Genomic DNA, 17,359 nt, shown 5'->3' on the forward strand with positions numbered 1-17,359 from the left:
TTCCCGGAAAGGACATAACGGACTATGACGCGTATTTCATCGGATGCTACAAAAAGGCGGCCCTGGTAAAGATTAAAAGGGAGAACCGGTATGCACACCCTGAAGATGATTTCTTCCTCCGATGTGGCGAGGAGGCAAAATTCCTTTCCGAGGACGACCTGAACGGGTGCGAGAGGCTGGGTAAGGACATACTGCGTTTCGTAAGGCAGAAGTTCTCCTACGAGGAGTACCGGATGTTCATGCTCAGGTTCTATGAGGCGCAGTTCTCGTTCAAGGCGCTGGCGGAATGCATGGGTATCTCGGCATCGGCCATATCGCAGAAAGTATGCAGGATAGTGGACGCGGTACGTACCCACAGCGGTTTCGCATGGAGAAGCCGGATGCTGGCGGTGGAAAGCTTCATGTATTGAAAAACGAAAACAGTTCAACCGATAAAAGAAGGACAATTATGGCACTGATAGTATACAACAGGGAAAACTCCCGTCCGCAGGAAGTCACATACAAGGGTAAGCGGACCATCAACCTTGACAGCAGGGGGACTGTCTATCTGTCAAAGACGATGTCAATCGAATTGGGAATCCTCGGCGGCGGACGGGTGAACTTCGCCCACGACGACGAGACGGGTGACTGGTACATCTGCCGGGCCGACGACAGCGAGGGGTTCATCGTCTGGAAGGACAAAAGATGCGCAAGGTTCTCGGCGGGGTTTATCGTGCAGAGGCTCATGCGGCAGGCGAAGGTGGAGAGGAAGAGCGTGCAGTTCATGATGGCGAGGATGCCGGTAGAGATTGGCGGGGTTGCCTATTACAAGATACTGCTCTCGAACCCGATACTGAGATAGAGGCATGGACCGGAGGAGTCCGGCTGTATATGACATGACGGAGACAGGCGCATCCGACGGGACAAAAGCCCGGAGGATGTGCCTGTTTTTATGTGCCGTCATGTTTACACACGGACATGCGGTTGTCACCGGCCGGCATAAGGTCACTCCGAAAAGACCGGGAAACGGCATTGCCGGAGGATAATGATACCGGTACGGAATGTGCCGCCATTACGGGAATGGATCGTTCCACCGGTACACGAACGACCCGCCCCAATTTCAGAATAACATAATGACATAATAAAATAAGGGTCTTTTTTTATAATGGAATCCCCGTATCTTATTGCCATACCGGAAAAATGTTTCCATGTCCCGCCATGTTATGCCAATGTTGTCACCGGATCATAATTCATAAAGAGAAATACTCTGTGTATAAATACTTTATGAGCAAATTAAAGTCGTTCATCCGATGGAAAGAAAACGAAGGGGCAATCGGTATGACAACCGACCGCCCCTTCATTCACGATCCCGTACGGAACATTTCTAAAGTTCCTCCGGCCTGGTTCTCGCCTCCCGGTAGCAGCCGTCAAGCAATTTCTCGATATCGGAAGAACGGTACAGTATCTTACCGCCCAGCCGGGTGAAGGCAAGCAGGCCGCTGTCACGGTACTGTTGCAGGCTGCGGCGGCTCACTTTCAGCTTTTCAGCCAGTTCGCGGTCCGTATAGAAGTTCTCGCCCGCCATCGCCGGTGACCTGCCGGCAAAGAGACGCTCCATGGAAACGGAGAGACGTTCGACGGTGGAGAAGAACTCTCTTATATGCTCGCTGCTCTCACGGGTGAGCAGACGGTTATCGGTGTTCATCATAAATCTCATCTGTTTGTTGGTTTGACATTTACTTTTTCAGTTTCTCATATATCGGCCCCACCCCATGACATGGAGGGTGTGGGGGCATCCCTCCGACATGAACCGGCACTCTTTCGTACCGATACGGATATGGCATCCCTCCCCGTCCCCGTCTATCCTGTAGAGCGAGAAGCTTCCACGCCCGTACTCCGCGTCAAGGCTGTAGGCCAGCAGGCGGTAGTCCCCGCTGGAATCCCTGAAGATGTAGAAATCGGGACTGCCGTCCAGACTTTCCCAGCCGCCTGCCAGACTGTCGGGAGAAAGTATCATCCTTTCGTTTCCCATGGCTTCTCAAATTGATTTTCCCATGCTTTCAGCCCGCTTGCGGCGCTCTTCCACTATCCGGACGATACTTTCCACATCCCCAGGCTTGTAATAAGTCTTGTGGCAGATCTGTGTATATGCCAGCGTGCCGTTGTCACGCAGGGTCTGCAGGGTTCTCGGGCTGACCTTCAGCAGCAGGCACACCTCCTGGTTGTCCAGCCATTTCTTCTCCTCCATGTCGCCGTACAGCCGGCAGAGGTTGTCCAGCCGGTCCGCGAACGTCCGGAAGGCTGAGAGCATCGCCTCGAAGGTCCTTGCCTCAATGTTCACTATTTCCATAATCAATGTAATTTCAGGTTTGACATCTGTTTCATTCTCTTTTCGGATCCGGATTCCGTGCCGCAATTTAGTGAATCCCGGCGGAACATCCTGAATTTCAAGACAGGATGACTACCTTTGACACCATATGCGTACTTGTTTCATCCGCAAAGTAAATGATTGTTCCCGGATATGGTTCCGGCCCTTCATCAGATGTCATTATATGTCATCAGATGTCATTGGAATCTGATTTTAACATTCATTTGCTTTCAGTAAGCAAGCGTTCAGATGTAATAGGCAAATTTAAAAACAGCATTTTTGGTAAAGTTGATTAATCACTTTTCAGTAAGCTAAGAAGTACTACGTTCAGATCCGTTCCCGGGGAATTTGGGAATTTCCGGTGCGTATATTTGTGAAGTCATCACCGTCAGACCGATCCAACAATATGAATAACGCGGCAAACCCCGCCAATCGGACCCGTCCGTTTCACAGCACTTGTTATTATCGTTTTATTTGCTTCCGACAACCGGGCAAACGGGTAGACCGTGCCCACAGTATCAACCATCTAAAATCCATGTACAATGAAAAGTGAACCGACTGAAAAACCAAGAGGAAAGAAAACGGCGGCATCCGAAACCGCAGACAGAAAGAACGGTCGTAGTCCTAGCCCCGGCCACGACGGGTGGTGGGAAAGACTCATGATGGAACCCGGTCCGGGGGAATCCACCGGTACGGATGCGGAACCGGTGATTCCATCCGGGACTGATGCGGAGGAGGTGTCCGGGGAGGCGGGAAGAAAGGACACCCCGCCGGAACCGGAAGACCCCGTGAGAAGAAGAACGAGCGGCAGGCAGCGCAGGGCCTCGCTGGAGGAGTACCGGGAAACATACCTCACCGTCCCGAAGATCAGGAACCGCAAGACGGTGTTCGTCAGTGAGGATGTGAGGGACGAACTGGACGCCGTCGTCCGCAGGCTCGGCGGGCGTGGCATGAGCGTTTCCGGACTGCTGGAGAACCTTGCCAGGGAGCATCTTGCCGCCTACCGTGGGGACATCGAGCAGTGGAGAAAAATCTGACAGCCTGTTACCGGGCGTGGAGTATACCCGATGTATGCACCGTCCCCTGTGTACCCGCTTCAATGTGGAAAATGCGGGGGGATTTTTCTGTGGGGGGAGCAAGGGTATGTTTCCGGATTCCCGAAAACCCTTACTCCCCCACGCCCGGCGGTTGTTGGGAGGGCAAATCCGCTCCCGCCGGTCGCAGATTTTGGAATGAAAGAAGTACGAACGAAAAAGAAAAAACATATGACAACGGATGTGAATGGGATGAAGAAAAGACGCGGCCGTCCGGCACTGGGCAGGACGCGGAAGCTGACCAGGGGAGTGACAGTGAAGTTCTCCCCCGTCAGCTACGAGGCTCTCAGGTTCAGGGCAGGGAAGTCCGGCCGGAGCCTGGCGGTCTATATCAGGGAGGCGGCACTGGCGGCCACCGTTACGGCAAGGCATACGTCTGAAGAGAACGCACTGCTGCGCAGCCTGGCGGGAATGGCGAACAACCTGAACCAGCTGACAAAGCTCTCGCACCAGACAGGCTTTTACAGGACAAGGCTGCTGATAGACGGGCTGCTGGGAAAGCTGAAGCGGATCATGGACGATTACAGGCCTAAAGGAGGATAGCCTCATGATAGGAAAGATCAAAAAAGGCCGCTCGTTCGGCGGCTGTATACGTTACGTGACGCAGAAGGACGACGCGAAAATCATCGCCTCGGAAGGCGTGCTGCTGGGAACGGCAGAAGAGATGGCGCGAAGTTTCCGGTGGCAATGCCTGCTGAATCCGGACGTGACGAAGCCGGTGGGGCACATCGCGCTCAGCTTCAAGCCGGAGGACGCACCGAGGCTGACCGACGCGTTCATGGCAAGTCTGGCGGAGGAATACCTGGAGCTGATGGGGATACGGAACACGCAGTTCATCGTGGTGAGGCATCACGGGACGGACAACCCGCACTGCCACATCGTCTTCAACCGGGTGGACTTTGACGGGAAGGTGATTTCCGACAGCAACGATTTCAGGCGTAACGAAAGGGTGACAAAAATGCTCAAGGACAAATATTCACTCACCTATTCCGAAGGCAAACAGTCCGTTAAAACGGAAAAGCTGCACGCTTCCGAGAGGGTGAAATACGAGATATACCGTGCGGTCAAGGAAGCTTTAAGGAGTGCAAATACATGGAAGGAATTTCAAAATAAGCTCTTAAAAATGGGCGTGGAAATGGAATTCAAGTACAAGGGAAACACTAATGAAGTGCAGGGCATCCGCTTTATCAAGGACGGTCTGTCATTCAAGGGAAGTGGGATTGACCGCAGTTTCAGCTGGTCAAGGCTGGATGCGGCATTGGACCGTAACCATGTCACATCCCTGGAAAATGACGTTTCCCGAAAGCAACCGTACCATGAACAAAGTCATGGTACGGTTATTGACAACCTGGTCGAAGTCACCGGTACGGGTGGCGTGTTCATGCCGTCGGTGGCACCGACGGAGGACGAGAAAGAGGCGGAATGCCTGCGGAAAAAGAAGAAGCGTAGGAAGGGAAGGAATTTGTGAACCATATGTATAACGAAAAAACTTTGAAAGATGAAAGAGGAAAATTATCTGGAAGGCATCTACGGATGTCTTGAAAGGATCGAGAAGAAAGTGGAGATATTATCATCCGCCCCGGTAGATAAAAATAACGCGGTAACGGGCGGTGAGACCGGAATTGCCATGTTACGGGAAATCAGGGACGGGCTTGAACGGGATTTGAACGGAATCCGGAAATCGTTCAGCCAATATGCCGGAACGCTCCTCGCCGTCAGCAAAAGCATACAGGACGTGTCCGGCAGGAACCCGTTGCCGGACAGGACCGCTGAAATCCTGGCCGGGATAAGAAAAACCGGGGAGCAGACCTCGGAGGAGATCAAGGCCCTGCTGAAGACAGCCGGTGACAATGCAAAGATCCGCAACGAGCACCGCCATACTGTCAGCATCGAGTCCAAAGGTATACTTTGGACTTTCACCGGGATGTTCGCGATGGTCACAGTTCTGGCAGTCGCCCTCCATGCGGCCAGACAGCCGGACTACGACCGTGCCGACAACGACCTGAAATACCGCTACATCAGGATGAAGGGCGAAGCATCGCCTGAAAATATCTCCGGACTGGAAAATATTTTCGGATTCAACCGTGACAACGGCAAGATAAACCAAATGCGCAAGGATGTGGAAGCCTACGAGGAAGCGGTACACAGGCAAGCCATCCTTGCCGAGCAGGCACGGTTAAAGGAGCGTGCGGCAAGGGAGCTGGGAAACAAGGCCGACTCGATCAGGGGCAGAAATTCAAAAAGGCGGAGATGATATGGCAAGGGTGAAAGTCAAATTCCGATCGTCGGCAGCCGATGGCTGACAAGGAACGGTATTTTACCGGATGGTACATAACCGCATGGCTCGCCAGCAAAAGACGGGCTACCACCTTTTGATAATTTTGCATTCTGTATAATTTTAAATCAGAGAGTTTATGGCTACAGTAAAAATTAAATTCAGACCTTCTTCTGTGGACGGCAGAGAGGGTACGGTTTATTATCAAGTGATTCACGGACGTGTGGCAAGGCAGATCAACACCTCTTGCAAGCTGTTTCCTGCCGAATGGAGCAAGCGGCATTCCCGGATTGTCATCGCGTCATCCGATGAGGACAGACGACAATATCTATTGCTATTGGATAAAAAAATAGCGGAAGATACCGACCGTCTGGAGAATGTCATCACAGCTCTGGAACGGAAGGGAGGTACTTTCACCGCCGATGATGTAACCTCTGCCTTTTACGATGGACATTGCGGGCTGTCTTTTTCCGTATTTATGCGGGAGGTCACCAACGGTCTGAAACGCCTGGGCAAGATACGGACAAGCGAGACCTACACCTCTACCCTTAACAGTTTCATGCGTTTCATGGAGGGAAGGGACATACCGCCCTGTGATATGGATTCCGACCTGATGATCGCATACGAGGCGTGGCTGAAATCAGGCGGGGTTTCCATGAATACCATCTCTTTTTACATGCGCAACCTGCGGGCGGTATATAACCGTGCCGTGGAGAAAGAACTCGTTATCCAGCGTTTCCCCTTCAGACATGTCTATACGGGAGTCGAGAGAACGACGAAGCGGGCCGTTCCCCTGCGTGCGATAAAACAGCTCATGACATTGGACCTGTCACTTCATCCGGCCAAGAGGTTTGCAAGGGACATGCTGCTTCTCAGTTTTTACACAAGGGGGATGTCCATGATCGATATGGTGTTTCTGAAAAAGAAGGATCTCGACAACGGCATCCTCTCATACCGGCGGAAAAAAACCGGTCAACAACTTTTTGTAAAATGGGAGCCGTGCATGCAGGAGATCGTGGACCGTTACAATATTCCCGGCTCCCCGTACCTTCTTCCCATTATCGCCAGGCCGGGCATGGACGAGAGAAAGCAATATATCAACGCATCCCATCGTATCAACAGATATTTGAAAGCTATCGGAAAAGAACTGGGCTTGTCCGTCCCCCTGACCCATTACGTCGCCCGTCATTCCTGGGCCAGTGCGGCCCGGAGTAAGAATATTCCGATTTCCGTAATCAGCGAAGGTATGGGACATGATTCGGAAAACACAACGAGGATCTATCTGACCACATTGGACACTGCCACCATTGATAAGGCGAACAGATTGATTTTAAATTCCTTATGCAGGGAATAACAAACATATCGAGCGGACAGACGCTTTCTTTTCGAGAGAAGTGAAAAAAAAATCCTGAATAAGGAATACTTGTTCAAGGAATAATCTTGGATGTAAGAATGTTCAGGGATGATAAAATGTTAAGCAAAAATTATGATCTCTTTATAAGAGATGAACTATGCGACATATATGAATAAAACAGTCTGATAATAAATACTTTGCCTTCTTCTAAAAAGCAGTTCGCTCAACAATCCGTTTTGCGGTTTTAAGGATCGGCTCGTGTCCCATTGTTATTTTTTTACTCATTTTGTGGTTATTCTCAATATTTTTCGTAATTTTGCATCCGGTTATTCATCTCTTATAAAGAGAAGTGCAACAGAAGCAGGTGCAAACGCACCTGAAAATCCGCCAGATATAATGGCAAACAGATGCAGATTTCTGATCGGGAATGAAGCAATGGAACAAGAACAGGGAGAAATCCCGAACTTTTACGAACTGTATTTATAACTGCCTGATTGATAGAAATATTCACAATCTTGCAGGATTGATAAATATGTCCTGAAGCGAAATGGCGGCATTTACAAGGATCGAAAAAGGAATGAGGTGGTACGTAATGCGCGACTTGAAAAGGGCAAACGCCAAAGTACCCGCTTATAAGCTGCTGGAAGGAATGAAGATGGAGGTCTTCGTTCCTATGAAATGGCACTTGGTCACCCGCAAGGGAATGCGTATCCGTGAGGAAGTGCCCTTCATACAGGACTTGCTCTTCGTGCATGAAACACAAAACAACCTTGACACCGTCGTGGAAAAGACACCTACCCTCCAATATCGCTGGCTGCGTGGCACGTGGCGCGAGCCAATGACGGTAGCTGATAGGAACATGGAGCATTTCATCCGTGCCGTGAACGCCACTGAATCCCCCAAGTATTACCTGCCGGAAGAGATTATCCCAGCCATGTACGGGCGTAAGATCCGCATCGAGGGCGGACCGCTCAGCGGATACGAGGGGAGCCTGCTCACGACACGGGGCTCCAAAGTCAAACGCCTGCTCGTCGAACTGGAGGGATTTCTTGCCGTAGGAGTGGAGGTCGCTCCTGAATATATACAACTTATCTGACAGAACTGCCTGTGGCTTTCATTTCCAATCTTTCCGCTCCTTCTTTATTTGAAACGGTCGATTCTATTCAGGCAGCCATATGTTGATAGTTAAAGCCAATTGGATTTGATAATGTTTTTTGTGAAATATTTACTTATTTAATATAGTATATTATACGGTAATTTAATACTAACAGAAAAGTGTGGAAACGGCATTGACTTTTTGAGCACTCTTTGAAACTTGCAAAATGTAGGACTTAACGTGGAGGAATATGTCTCAACTACAATGAAGCAGCTGATGTCCGGCAACAAGGAATATGACGCTCACTTGTTATTTCCATGATTGTTGACGCATAATCTTACTAAAATTAACATCAATGACATATCTTCCTAAATTTAAATAAGACAGAGTAATTTGAGCAATTATAATTTATATAATTTACAAGAAATAATACATACAATGACCATAGCAGTAGACTTTGACGGTACTATTGTTGAGCACAAGTATCCGGCAATCGGCAGGGAGTTGCCGTTTGCCATTGAGACATTGAAAAAATTGCGTGACGAACATCACAGGTTGATTCTATGGACAGTGCGTGAAGGGCGTCTGCTTGACGAGGCTCTTGCCTTTTGCCGTGATCGCGGTCTTGAATTTTATGCCGTGAATCGCGACTATCCGGAGGAGGAGAAAGGGCGTAACAATCATTACTCACGCAAGCTCAAAGCCGATCTTTTTATAGATGACCGCAACTTGGGAGGCCTTCCCGATTGGGGTACTATTTATGGAATGATTCATGACGGAACCACTTTTTCGGATTTGATACGTAGTGCCGGTGAATCTCCTGTTTCGGAGAATCACGGCAGAGGTCTTTTCTCGCGCCTGTTTGGCAGATGATTGAATAATAAATGAAAAAACTGATATGAAGACTTTAAAGAAACTATTATTGTTTGTTGTGGCATCCGCCTTGTTGGCAGGCTGCACCTCCTATAAAAATGTACCTTACATGCAGAATCCCGAGGTAGTGAACAGTTACAGGGAAGATCTTCCCCTTTATGATGCAAAGATTATGCCGAAAGATTTGCTGAGTATAACTGTGAACACGAGTGATCCTCAGGCTGCCGCTCCTTTTAACCTGACGGTACAGACTCCTCTGAATGCAGCCCTGACCAATATTAATACTACCACACAACCCACTCTCCAGCAATACCTGGTAAATAACAAGGGTGAGATAGATTTCCCCGTTATCGGTCGTCTGAAGGTAGGCGGCCTTACGAAAAACGAGGCGGAAGATTTGATCCGTGAGCAATTGCAGCCCTATCTGAAAGAGAGTCCTATCGTTACAGTCCGTATGGCAAATTACAAAATTTCGGTATTGGGAGAGGTGAACCGTCCGGGTACTTTTACCGTAGGAAATGAAAAGGTAAATATCCTTGAAGCCCTTGCCATGGCGGGAGATATGACCGTTTATGGCGTCCGTGACAATGTGAAACTGATTCGTGAGGATGCAAAAGGCAAGCGTGAGATTATCAATTTGAATCTTAATAATGCAGAGCTGGTTGTATCTCCCTATTACTACCTGCGCCAGAACGATATCATCTATGTAACGCCCAATAAGACAAAAGCCAAGAACTCGGACATTGGCAGCAGCACCAGCATATGGATCAGTGCTACATCCATTTTGGTATCTCTTGCAAGCCTTCTGGCAACCATCTTGAAATAAAACTCATAAATATAATTGTTGATTACAAACTGTTGATATGACTGACGAACAGAAGAACACCCCTTCGGGTACCGAGCAACGTGAGGAGAACGTTGATCTTTATGCCTTGTTTTTTAAATACTTTGCCTATTGGCCGTGGTTTGTAGCCAGTGTGCTGGTTTGTATTATATCTGCTTTCATCTATCTCCGTTATCAAGCTCCTGTCTATAATGTTGATGCGGCCGTACTCATCAAAGAAGGTGACAAGAAAGGTGGAAGCAGTAATAATCCTATGGGAGCCCTTCAGGATCTGGGTATGTTCTCCATGACTAACAATTTTGACAATGAGGTGGAAATCCTGAAGTCAAGAACCTTGATTAAAAAGGTGGTGAATCATTTGAATTTGTATATTTCAGTGGCCGAGGAACGTATGTTCGGCTATAACACTCCTTTATATAAGTCCACTCCGGTAAAAGTTTATATGACTCCTGAAGAGGCAGACAATCTGGAAGAAGGAGCCAAGCTTCATCTAAAATACACCATGAATGGAAAATTGGATGTGAAGGTGGAATATATGTTTGACGAGGAGAAGCAGGAGACTGAGGTAAGTTTTGACAGTATTCCGGCTGTTTTCCCCACTCCAGTAGGAGTTTTCAGTTTTACAAAGAACGACTCGGTCCCACCTTTGGAAGAAGATATGAATCTGGTGGCATACGTTAATTCTCCTACAGATGTGACGGAAAGTTATGTAGAGAATTTGTCAGTGGAACCCACTTCGAAGACTACCACAATTGCTGCCATCAGCTTGCAGAATACGGTAAAGCAGCGCGGTATCGATTTTATCAATTGTCTGGTTGACTTTTATAATCTGGACGCGAATGACGAGAAGAATGAAGTGGCTCAAAAATCCGCAGAGTTTATAGACGAGCGTATTGGCATTATCAATCGGGAGTTAGGTACTGCTGAAACGGAACTTGCCGATTTCAAGCAACGCTCCGGATTGACCGATTTGACCAGCGATGCCCGTCTGGCTTTGGAAGAGAGTTCGAAATATGAACAGCAGCTGACCGAGAATGCCACCCAGTTGAAACTGGTGGAGTCCTTGCGTAACTACGTGAACAACCCGAAGAATGCAAACGAGGTGATTCCCGCCAATGTAGGGTTGCAGGACCAGAATTTGGGTTCTATCATCAACCAATATAACACGATGCTGATCGAACGCAAGCGTTTGCTCCGTACCTCTTCCGAAAACAATCCTGCGGTAATCAATATCAATACGGGCATCGAGTCCATGCGGCACAATGTGCAGACTACCGTGAACAGTGTACTGAGAGGGTTGCAGATAGCGCAGTCCAACCTTGAACGTCAGGCACGGAAGTTTGAAGGCAGGATCAGCAGTGCGCCGCAGCAGGAGAAAGAATTTCTTACTATCTCCCGCCAGCAGGAAATCAAGGCGACCCTTTACATTATGTTGCTTCAGAAGCGTGAAGAAAACGCAATAACCCTGGCATCCACTGCTAATAACGGACGTATCATCAAAGCTGCTCTTCCTAGTAAAAAGCCGGTTTCTCCTAAGAAGATGCTTGTTATGCTGACTGCTCTTGTATTGGGTATGGGTATTCCTGTAGGTCTTATTTATTTGAAGGATTTATTAAAATATAAGATAGAGAATGCCGAGGATGTGGAGAAGATAACGGATGTTCCTATTTTGGGTGAGCTTCCTTTAAGTAAGAAGCCCGAAAAAGGTGCCATTGTGGTTCAGGAGAATCAGAACGGTATGATGGAGGAGGCTTTTCGTGGTCTGCGTACCAATATGTTGTTCATGCTTGGTGCCAGTCAGAAAGTGGTGCTTTTTACATCCACACAGCCGGGTGAAGGCAAGTCTTTTATTGCTGGAAATACGGCAGTCAGTCTGGCCTATATGGGTAAGAAAGTTGTTATTGTGGGTTTGGATATCCGCAAGCCGGGGCTGAATAAGGTCTTTAATCTGTCCCATCGCACGGAAGGTATTACCAATTATCTGGCTGACCCCGAGCATACCAATCTTTTTGATATGATACAACATTCGGATGTAAGTCCTAATCTTGATATTCTTCCGGGTGGTCCTATTCCTCCCAATCCTACAGAGTTGATGGCGCGTACGGTACTGGAAGATGCAATAGAGAAATTGAAAGAGCGTTACGATTACATTATTCTTGATACGGCTCCTATTGCTATTGTGACCGATACTGCTATTGCCAGTCGTGTGGCTGATATGTGCGTGTATGTGTGTCGTGCAGATGTAACTCCGAAGTTGGGGTATCAGTATATTAATGTGCTGCGGGATCAGAAGAAATTCGATAAATTGGCTACGGTTATTAATTGTATTGATTTGAATTCAAGAAAGAGTGGCTATGGGTATGGTCATAAATATGGCTATGGATATGGGCACAAATATGGTTACGGCTATGGATATGGTATGAAAAAATAACAGGAGATCACTTTTATAATGTGATCTGATAATAACAACCTACCATGAAAGACAAATTAGCATCCTACAACCACTTGATCGAGACCTTTGTGATTGTCACCGAGACCTTTCTTTGCGGTCTGCTATTCCTGCTTTTCAGCAAGCTGTCCAATGAGATGCAGTGGGATAGCCTGCAGGTTGGTGGAACCACCGTTCTGCAAGTCATGCTTACACTGATGTTATGTTACGCCCTTTGCGCCATCCATTCAGAAGTAGTGCTTCACCGGAGGAAAGTGCATTCCCTTCAGATATGGAAACGTGTGTTCGAGAATATGTTCCTGTTTGTCCTCCTGGGCGGTCTGGTCCTTTCTGTAGGAAAGTATGCGGATATAACCTCCCTGTTCATGCTGGAGTACCTTTTCCTCCTGTTTCTGTGTCTTGTTTCGTTCCGTTTCACTCTTCGTCTTCTCATCAGGCTTTACCGTATGAGCAAGAAACATACGCGTTTTGTAGTACTGGTAGGAAGTACGGACAACAACCTGGAAATCTACCATGAGATGTCGGGCAATGAAGATACAGGTTATTCGGTCGTGGGCTATTTTGACGGTCAGGCGAATCCTGCTTTCCCGGTAGAATGTCCGTATTTGGGCCAGCCGGCGCAGGTACAGGAATATCTGGAGAAACATGATTATGTACATTACCTGTTCTGCTGCCTGCCCTCAAAAGACAGAGAGGTCATCGTTTCTCTGATTGATTACTGCGAGAACCATCTGGTACATTTCTTCAGTGTGCCCAATGTGCGCAATTATCTCCACCACCGTATGTCGTTCAACATCATGGGGAACGTCCCTTACCTGGGCCTTCGCCCCGATCCCTTAAGTTGGCCGGGGAACCGCCTGCTGAAAAGAACCTTTGACATAGTAGTCTCATCGGTGTTCCTTTGTACGTTTTTTCCGGTTATTCTGATTGTGGTGGCGATAGTGACCGGATTGACCATGCCCGGCCCGCTGTTCTTCCGCCAGAAACGGAACGGGCTGAACGGCAGGGAGTTTTATTGTTACAAGTTCCGCAGTATGAAAGTAAATGCAGATGCCGACAGGATACAGGCCACGGAGCATGATCCCCGCAAGACGCGCTGGGGCAATATAATGCGTAAGACGAATATAGATGAACTGCCCCAGTTTATCAATGTGCTGTTGGGGGATATGAGTATCGTGGGGCCTCGTCCTCACATGCTTCTCCATACGCAGGAATATTCAAGGCTGATCAATAAATATATGGTGCGGCATTTTGTGAAACCGGGTATAACGGGATGGAGCCAGGTTACGGGTTTCCGTGGGGAAACGAAGGAACTAAAAGACATGGAGGGCCGTATCCGTGGTGATATCTGGTATTTGGAGCACTGGAGCTTCGGTCTGGACCTTTACATCATGTACAGGACGGTGGCGAATGTCTTCCGTGGCGAGAAGAATGCCTATTAGTAAAACGGGCTGTTCTTAACGATCCTTCTCGATGAGGGTCCTTAGTAATTTAGCAGTTAAAAAACTTTGTTTTTGCAGCCTGTTATTTCCGTCTGCCGGCCGGAAATGGAACATAGCCGGCACTAATGTTAGATCAGAACCCTTGTCCTTTGTGAAAAGTGCAGGGGGAGCTTCGGGAACGAGAGCGCTTGTTCCCGGAGCTTTAATCGAAAACGATATGGCAAAAACCGTATGTCTGCATGACTATCAGAAAGACATCATGCGCCGTCTCTCGGAGGAGTGGCTAACGCATCGCAGCGTGATGGTGCAGATGCCCACAGGTACCGGCAAGACCCATGTATTGGCGGCGGTGGTAAGCAGTTTCCTCACTGATGGAAAGAGGACGGTCTGGATCGTCGCACACCGCAGGGAGCTTGTGGCGCAGATTGAAGAGACCGTTGCAAAATACGGGACAAGTCTGACTGACGGGTGCATCAGGGTGATGTCCATACAATGGCTCACACGGCATTACGATGATGTGGTGGAAAAACCGGAACTGGTCATCATTGACGAGGCGCACCATGCGCAGGCAAGGACTTACCGGATGCTGTGGAACTGGTGTCCGGAAGCAAAATTTCTCGGACTTACCGCCACTCCCTGTCGGATGGGACGTTCTGGATTCACAGACCTTTTCGACTCGCTGGTATGCTCGTGGAGTGTGGCGGAGTTTATAAGGAAAGGATGGCTGTCGTCATTTGATTATGTCTCGATACGTGCAAATAGCAGGGAGCAACGGTTAATAGACTCGCTGGAAAAACGCGGTGCCGACGGTGATTATCAGATAAGGGAGATGAATGATGTACTGAATCGCCACACAAGCATCGAACGGTTATACCGGAGCGTTCTGGAGTATGCGGACGGGAAGAAGGGGATCGTCTATGCCGTCAGTATCGACCATGCGCGGAACATCGCGGCGTATTACAGTGGAAAAGGACTGGACGCCGCAGCCATAGACAGTCACACACCGGCTGCTGAACGCGGACGGATGGTGGAGGATTTCAAGACAGGCAGAATAAGGGTACTGGTAAATGTGGACGTTTTCAGCGAGGGATTTGACTGCCCCGATGTGGAGTTCGTGCAGATGGCGCGCCCGACACTCTCGCTGGCCAAATATCTGCAACAGGCCGGGCGCGGACTGAGAAAATCAACCGGTAAGGAAACATGTGTGCTGATAGACAACGTGGGGCTTTACCGTGTGTTCGGTCTGCCCACCATGGCATGGGACTGGGAAGCGATGTTCCGTGGGGATATGGCTGGAAGGGGAATACGGACCGTCCGGCATGGAAACGGAACAAGTCCGGAAACTGTCACCGCGGAAGATTCATGTCAGGACTTCGGTATGGAAATGATCGTTTCCCATGACAGGCTGCTTTCCGCTATAGCTTTGCAAAAAACTCCTAATCCCTGCAAGAGGCCGGAACTTAGAGCATGGCACGACAAGAACAGCGGGTTATGGGGGCTGTGCCGGGGAAGAAATAAGATTACGGCCCCGGTATTCGTCACAGTCTTCGATATCCGGCATGACATGGCAGCGGTGAGGCTCTCGGACAAGAACTGCGGACTGGTAAACGCCTGTGGTGAGATTATAAGGAAGGAAGGGTATTGCCAGTCCATGAAATTCATGAGAAACAATTTCCTGACCGTGCAGAAACCGAACGGCAGATCTGATTATATAGATCTTTACAACCTGCGGTCATACAGGGAAAAACCCGAGGTGAAGCGTTTCGGGGATGTGGAGATGTTGAAAGTCGGTCGCATGTATTACAGCCGTACAAAAAATCTGTATGCAAGCAAACTGAACCTGAGTGGCGGCTATATTTATGACCACAAGTTCTATGTGGCGATTTTTGATTATAATGCTTCCGTCCAATGCTATATTGACGATCCTCATATGGCTGGTTTTCCATGGGGATATGCCTGTCTCCTCGGTGGTGATCATGACAGTTACTATTGGATATGCCGATGGTTGGTGGATGGAAGCATCATCGTGACGGACATCGGAGGGAAATACTATCATGTGACAGACTGTGGGGAAAAAAAATACATCGGATGTCACTTCCCGGCAGAGGAGGGAGAGAAATGTTTGGCCGCGATGGAGCGACTGGCAAAGCATGCGAGGGAGATACGGAATATGGCGGAATCCGAGAAAATGAAAAAAAGGCGGCTGCTTCTGGAAAAGTCAGGCGAGGCTGTTCCGTTCCGTTCAGGGATGAAATGGGGGCTGAAAGTCGGTGAGCGTATCACCATTCCTCCGATATACCGCAATGTCAGGCCTCCCATAGGCCGGTATTGCGCCGTGGAGAAGAATTACAGCCAGTGGGGTGTCATTGCCATTGACGGCACAATGATGATTGAACCGCAATACTCTGATATAGAAATCAGCATGAAAGGCGATGTCACAGGAACAAAGGTATCCGGAAACAAGGTAGTAGTGAAACTGCCATAAAGGGTGATCTACCAGTCTTGTTTGTAAATCTGTGGTAAGCACTCAAATTAGGGCTCAAAAATGAAATATATATCTTCGCTGCGAACTAAAACTTACGAATTATGCTAAGCAGTGAAGACCTTGAAAGATTCTACTTTCAGTATCAAACCGAGGCGGTGCCTCTCGGAATGTCAGTCCAGACATTCTGTTTACAGAACAATGTTCCATATAACATTTTTCACAAATGGTACAAGGATACCCGCAAAAAAATAGTGGAAGTTCAGGTGGATGGTGTTCCCTCGGGTCCACCATCGGAGTCCGTGCCGTCTTCCCCTTCAGGGGATGCTTGTCTGGATGATGTGAAGGGGAAAGTCTATACACGGGATATTTTTAGAAGAGACTGATTGTTTGTAGTTATTATGAGTCTTAAAGAAATTCACAAACAATGCCGCAATAGCGCATGCATTGAATTTGATAAGGCTATTCCTAACGGAATATTACTAATGAATGAAATGGAAAAATACCTATGCAGTTTATTTGAACGTTTAGGACAAATAAATGTGACTGGGGAGAAAGACCAACATCGATTACCTTTAATAGTTTCTTTTATTAGAACCCATATGATGATAGATGAACTGTTACATTATTGTGAAAACATAGAAGCAGCAACTTTAGTGCGAAAACAATTGGAGTTATTAGCACGTTACAAGGAAACTGAAAATATGGACGAGCTTAAAATAGCAATTAAAAAGAAGAAAGTTCCTCAAATTAGTAAGATAGAAAATGGAGGTGTGATGTATGGAATGTTATCGGAAATAGCGCATTCAGCAAAGTCTGAAACCTATACTTTATTAGGTTACGAGAAACAAGAAGATGACAGTGTTGGTATAAATCTCTTTGGTGTTTATGACGAAAACATTAAAGTGACGTTTGGCATTCATACAGATATTTTCTGCAGATTCTTTATTGAAATGTTACAATTTCAAAAAGAGCATATCGAAAATTACTCTGAAGACTCAGATATGGATTGGATGTGTAATGATTTTATTCCTCTTGGCCTAAAAAGTGGAATAGAATACTTCGAAAGGTATTCTCGTTGAAATTCATGACATTTTTCAACA

The 17,359-nt window shown here is 47.9% G+C and carries 18 protein-coding genes; 15 read left to right on the forward strand and 3 right to left on the reverse strand.

Annotated elements, in window-relative coordinates:
- The 3 genes from DWY57_RS19500 to DWY57_RS21005 form a co-directional block, all read left to right on the forward strand.
- On the forward strand, positions 1-410 hold a 410-nt coding region (locus tag DWY57_RS19500; RefSeq protein ID WP_119962299.1), incomplete at its 5' end, for a sigma-70 family RNA polymerase sigma factor.
- Between the two features lie 38 nt (positions 411-448).
- Positions 449-841 carry a hypothetical protein gene (locus tag DWY57_RS21000; protein ID WP_004320820.1) on the forward strand — a complete coding sequence of 131 codons (393 nt, stop codon included), beginning with the start codon at positions 449-451 and terminating at the stop codon, positions 839-841.
- A 4-nt stretch (positions 842-845) separates the two neighbouring features.
- A complete protein-coding gene (locus DWY57_RS21005; protein WP_080504972.1) occupies positions 846-1,025 on the forward strand; it encodes a hypothetical protein in 180 nt (59 codons plus the stop codon).
- A gap of 338 nt (positions 1,026-1,363) precedes the next feature.
- Here the strand turns inward: DWY57_RS21005 and DWY57_RS19520 are convergent, their stop codons facing one another.
- The 3 genes from DWY57_RS19520 to DWY57_RS19530 are packed head-to-tail and all read right to left on the reverse strand — an operon-like array spanning position 1,364 to position 2,329.
- Positions 1,364-1,687: a helix-turn-helix domain-containing protein gene (locus DWY57_RS19520; protein ID WP_004295308.1), complete on the reverse strand. Its 324-nt coding sequence runs from the start codon at positions 1,685-1,687 to the stop codon at positions 1,364-1,366.
- A gap of 36 nt (positions 1,688-1,723) precedes the next feature.
- Positions 1,724-2,011 (reverse strand): hypothetical protein, encoded by a 288-nt coding sequence (locus DWY57_RS21120; protein ID WP_009275867.1) that lies wholly within the window; start codon positions 2,009-2,011, stop codon positions 1,724-1,726.
- Between the two features lie 6 nt (positions 2,012-2,017).
- Positions 2,018-2,329, reverse strand: coding sequence for a helix-turn-helix domain-containing protein (locus DWY57_RS19530; RefSeq protein ID WP_075965486.1), 312 nt, complete (start codon positions 2,327-2,329; stop codon positions 2,018-2,020).
- 560 nt (positions 2,330-2,889) lie between these two features.
- Between DWY57_RS19530 and DWY57_RS19535 the strand changes: the two genes are divergently transcribed.
- The 12 genes from DWY57_RS19535 to DWY57_RS19595 all read left to right on the forward strand — a co-directional run bounded on the left by DWY57_RS19535 (position 2,890) and on the right by DWY57_RS19595 (position 17,338).
- Positions 2,890-3,384, forward strand: coding sequence for a DUF3408 domain-containing protein (locus DWY57_RS19535; RefSeq protein ID WP_075965485.1), 495 nt, complete (start codon positions 2,890-2,892; stop codon positions 3,382-3,384).
- A gap of 228 nt (positions 3,385-3,612) precedes the next feature.
- Positions 3,613-3,984: a plasmid mobilization relaxosome protein MobC gene (gene mobC / locus DWY57_RS19540; protein ID WP_165853624.1), complete on the forward strand. Its 372-nt coding sequence runs from the start codon at positions 3,613-3,615 to the stop codon at positions 3,982-3,984.
- A gap of 4 nt (positions 3,985-3,988) precedes the next feature.
- A complete protein-coding gene (locus DWY57_RS19545) occupies positions 3,989-4,909 on the forward strand; it encodes a relaxase/mobilization nuclease domain-containing protein (protein WP_117875916.1) in 921 nt (306 codons plus the stop codon).
- Positions 4,910-4,939: 30 nt separating this feature from the next.
- Positions 4,940-5,695, forward strand: a complete 756-nt coding sequence (locus DWY57_RS19550) for a hypothetical protein (RefSeq protein ID WP_117875917.1) — start codon at positions 4,940-4,942, stop codon at positions 5,693-5,695.
- 160 nt (positions 5,696-5,855) lie between these two features.
- Positions 5,856-7,070: a site-specific integrase gene (locus DWY57_RS19555; protein WP_038605920.1), complete on the forward strand. Its 1,215-nt coding sequence runs from the start codon at positions 5,856-5,858 to the stop codon at positions 7,068-7,070.
- Between the two features lie 577 nt (positions 7,071-7,647).
- The gene (locus DWY57_RS19560) at positions 7,648-8,166 is read left to right on the forward strand and encodes a UpxY family transcription antiterminator (protein ID WP_117875918.1); all 519 of its coding nucleotides are present in this window, start codon (positions 7,648-7,650) and stop codon (positions 8,164-8,166) included.
- 438 nt (positions 8,167-8,604) lie between these two features.
- Positions 8,605-9,039, forward strand: a complete 435-nt coding sequence (locus DWY57_RS19565; protein ID WP_057099036.1) for a hypothetical protein — start codon at positions 8,605-8,607, stop codon at positions 9,037-9,039.
- Between the two features lie 25 nt (positions 9,040-9,064).
- Positions 9,065-9,865, forward strand: a complete 801-nt coding sequence (locus tag DWY57_RS19570) for a polysaccharide biosynthesis/export family protein (RefSeq protein WP_005840559.1) — start codon at positions 9,065-9,067, stop codon at positions 9,863-9,865.
- Between the two features lie 37 nt (positions 9,866-9,902).
- Positions 9,903-12,314, forward strand: coding sequence for a tyrosine-protein kinase (locus tag DWY57_RS19575; RefSeq protein ID WP_119962301.1), 2,412 nt, complete (start codon positions 9,903-9,905; stop codon positions 12,312-12,314).
- Positions 12,315-12,358: 44 nt separating this feature from the next.
- Positions 12,359-13,774, forward strand: coding sequence for an undecaprenyl-phosphate glucose phosphotransferase (locus DWY57_RS19580; RefSeq protein ID WP_119962302.1), 1,416 nt, complete (start codon positions 12,359-12,361; stop codon positions 13,772-13,774).
- 217 nt (positions 13,775-13,991) lie between these two features.
- Entirely contained in the window at positions 13,992-16,259 is a 2,268-nt protein-coding gene (locus DWY57_RS19585) for a DEAD/DEAH box helicase (protein WP_237464013.1), read from the forward strand.
- 398 nt (positions 16,260-16,657) lie between these two features.
- Complete coding sequence (locus DWY57_RS19595) at positions 16,658-17,338, forward strand: hypothetical protein (protein ID WP_032950725.1); 681 nt, start codon at positions 16,658-16,660, stop codon at positions 17,336-17,338.
- The last annotated feature ends 21 nt before the right edge of the window (positions 17,339-17,359 follow it).

Source organism: Bacteroides sp. AF25-5LB, assembly GCF_003602965.1.
GTDB classification, from domain to species: domain Bacteria; phylum Bacteroidota; class Bacteroidia; order Bacteroidales; family Bacteroidaceae; genus Bacteroides; species Bacteroides uniformis.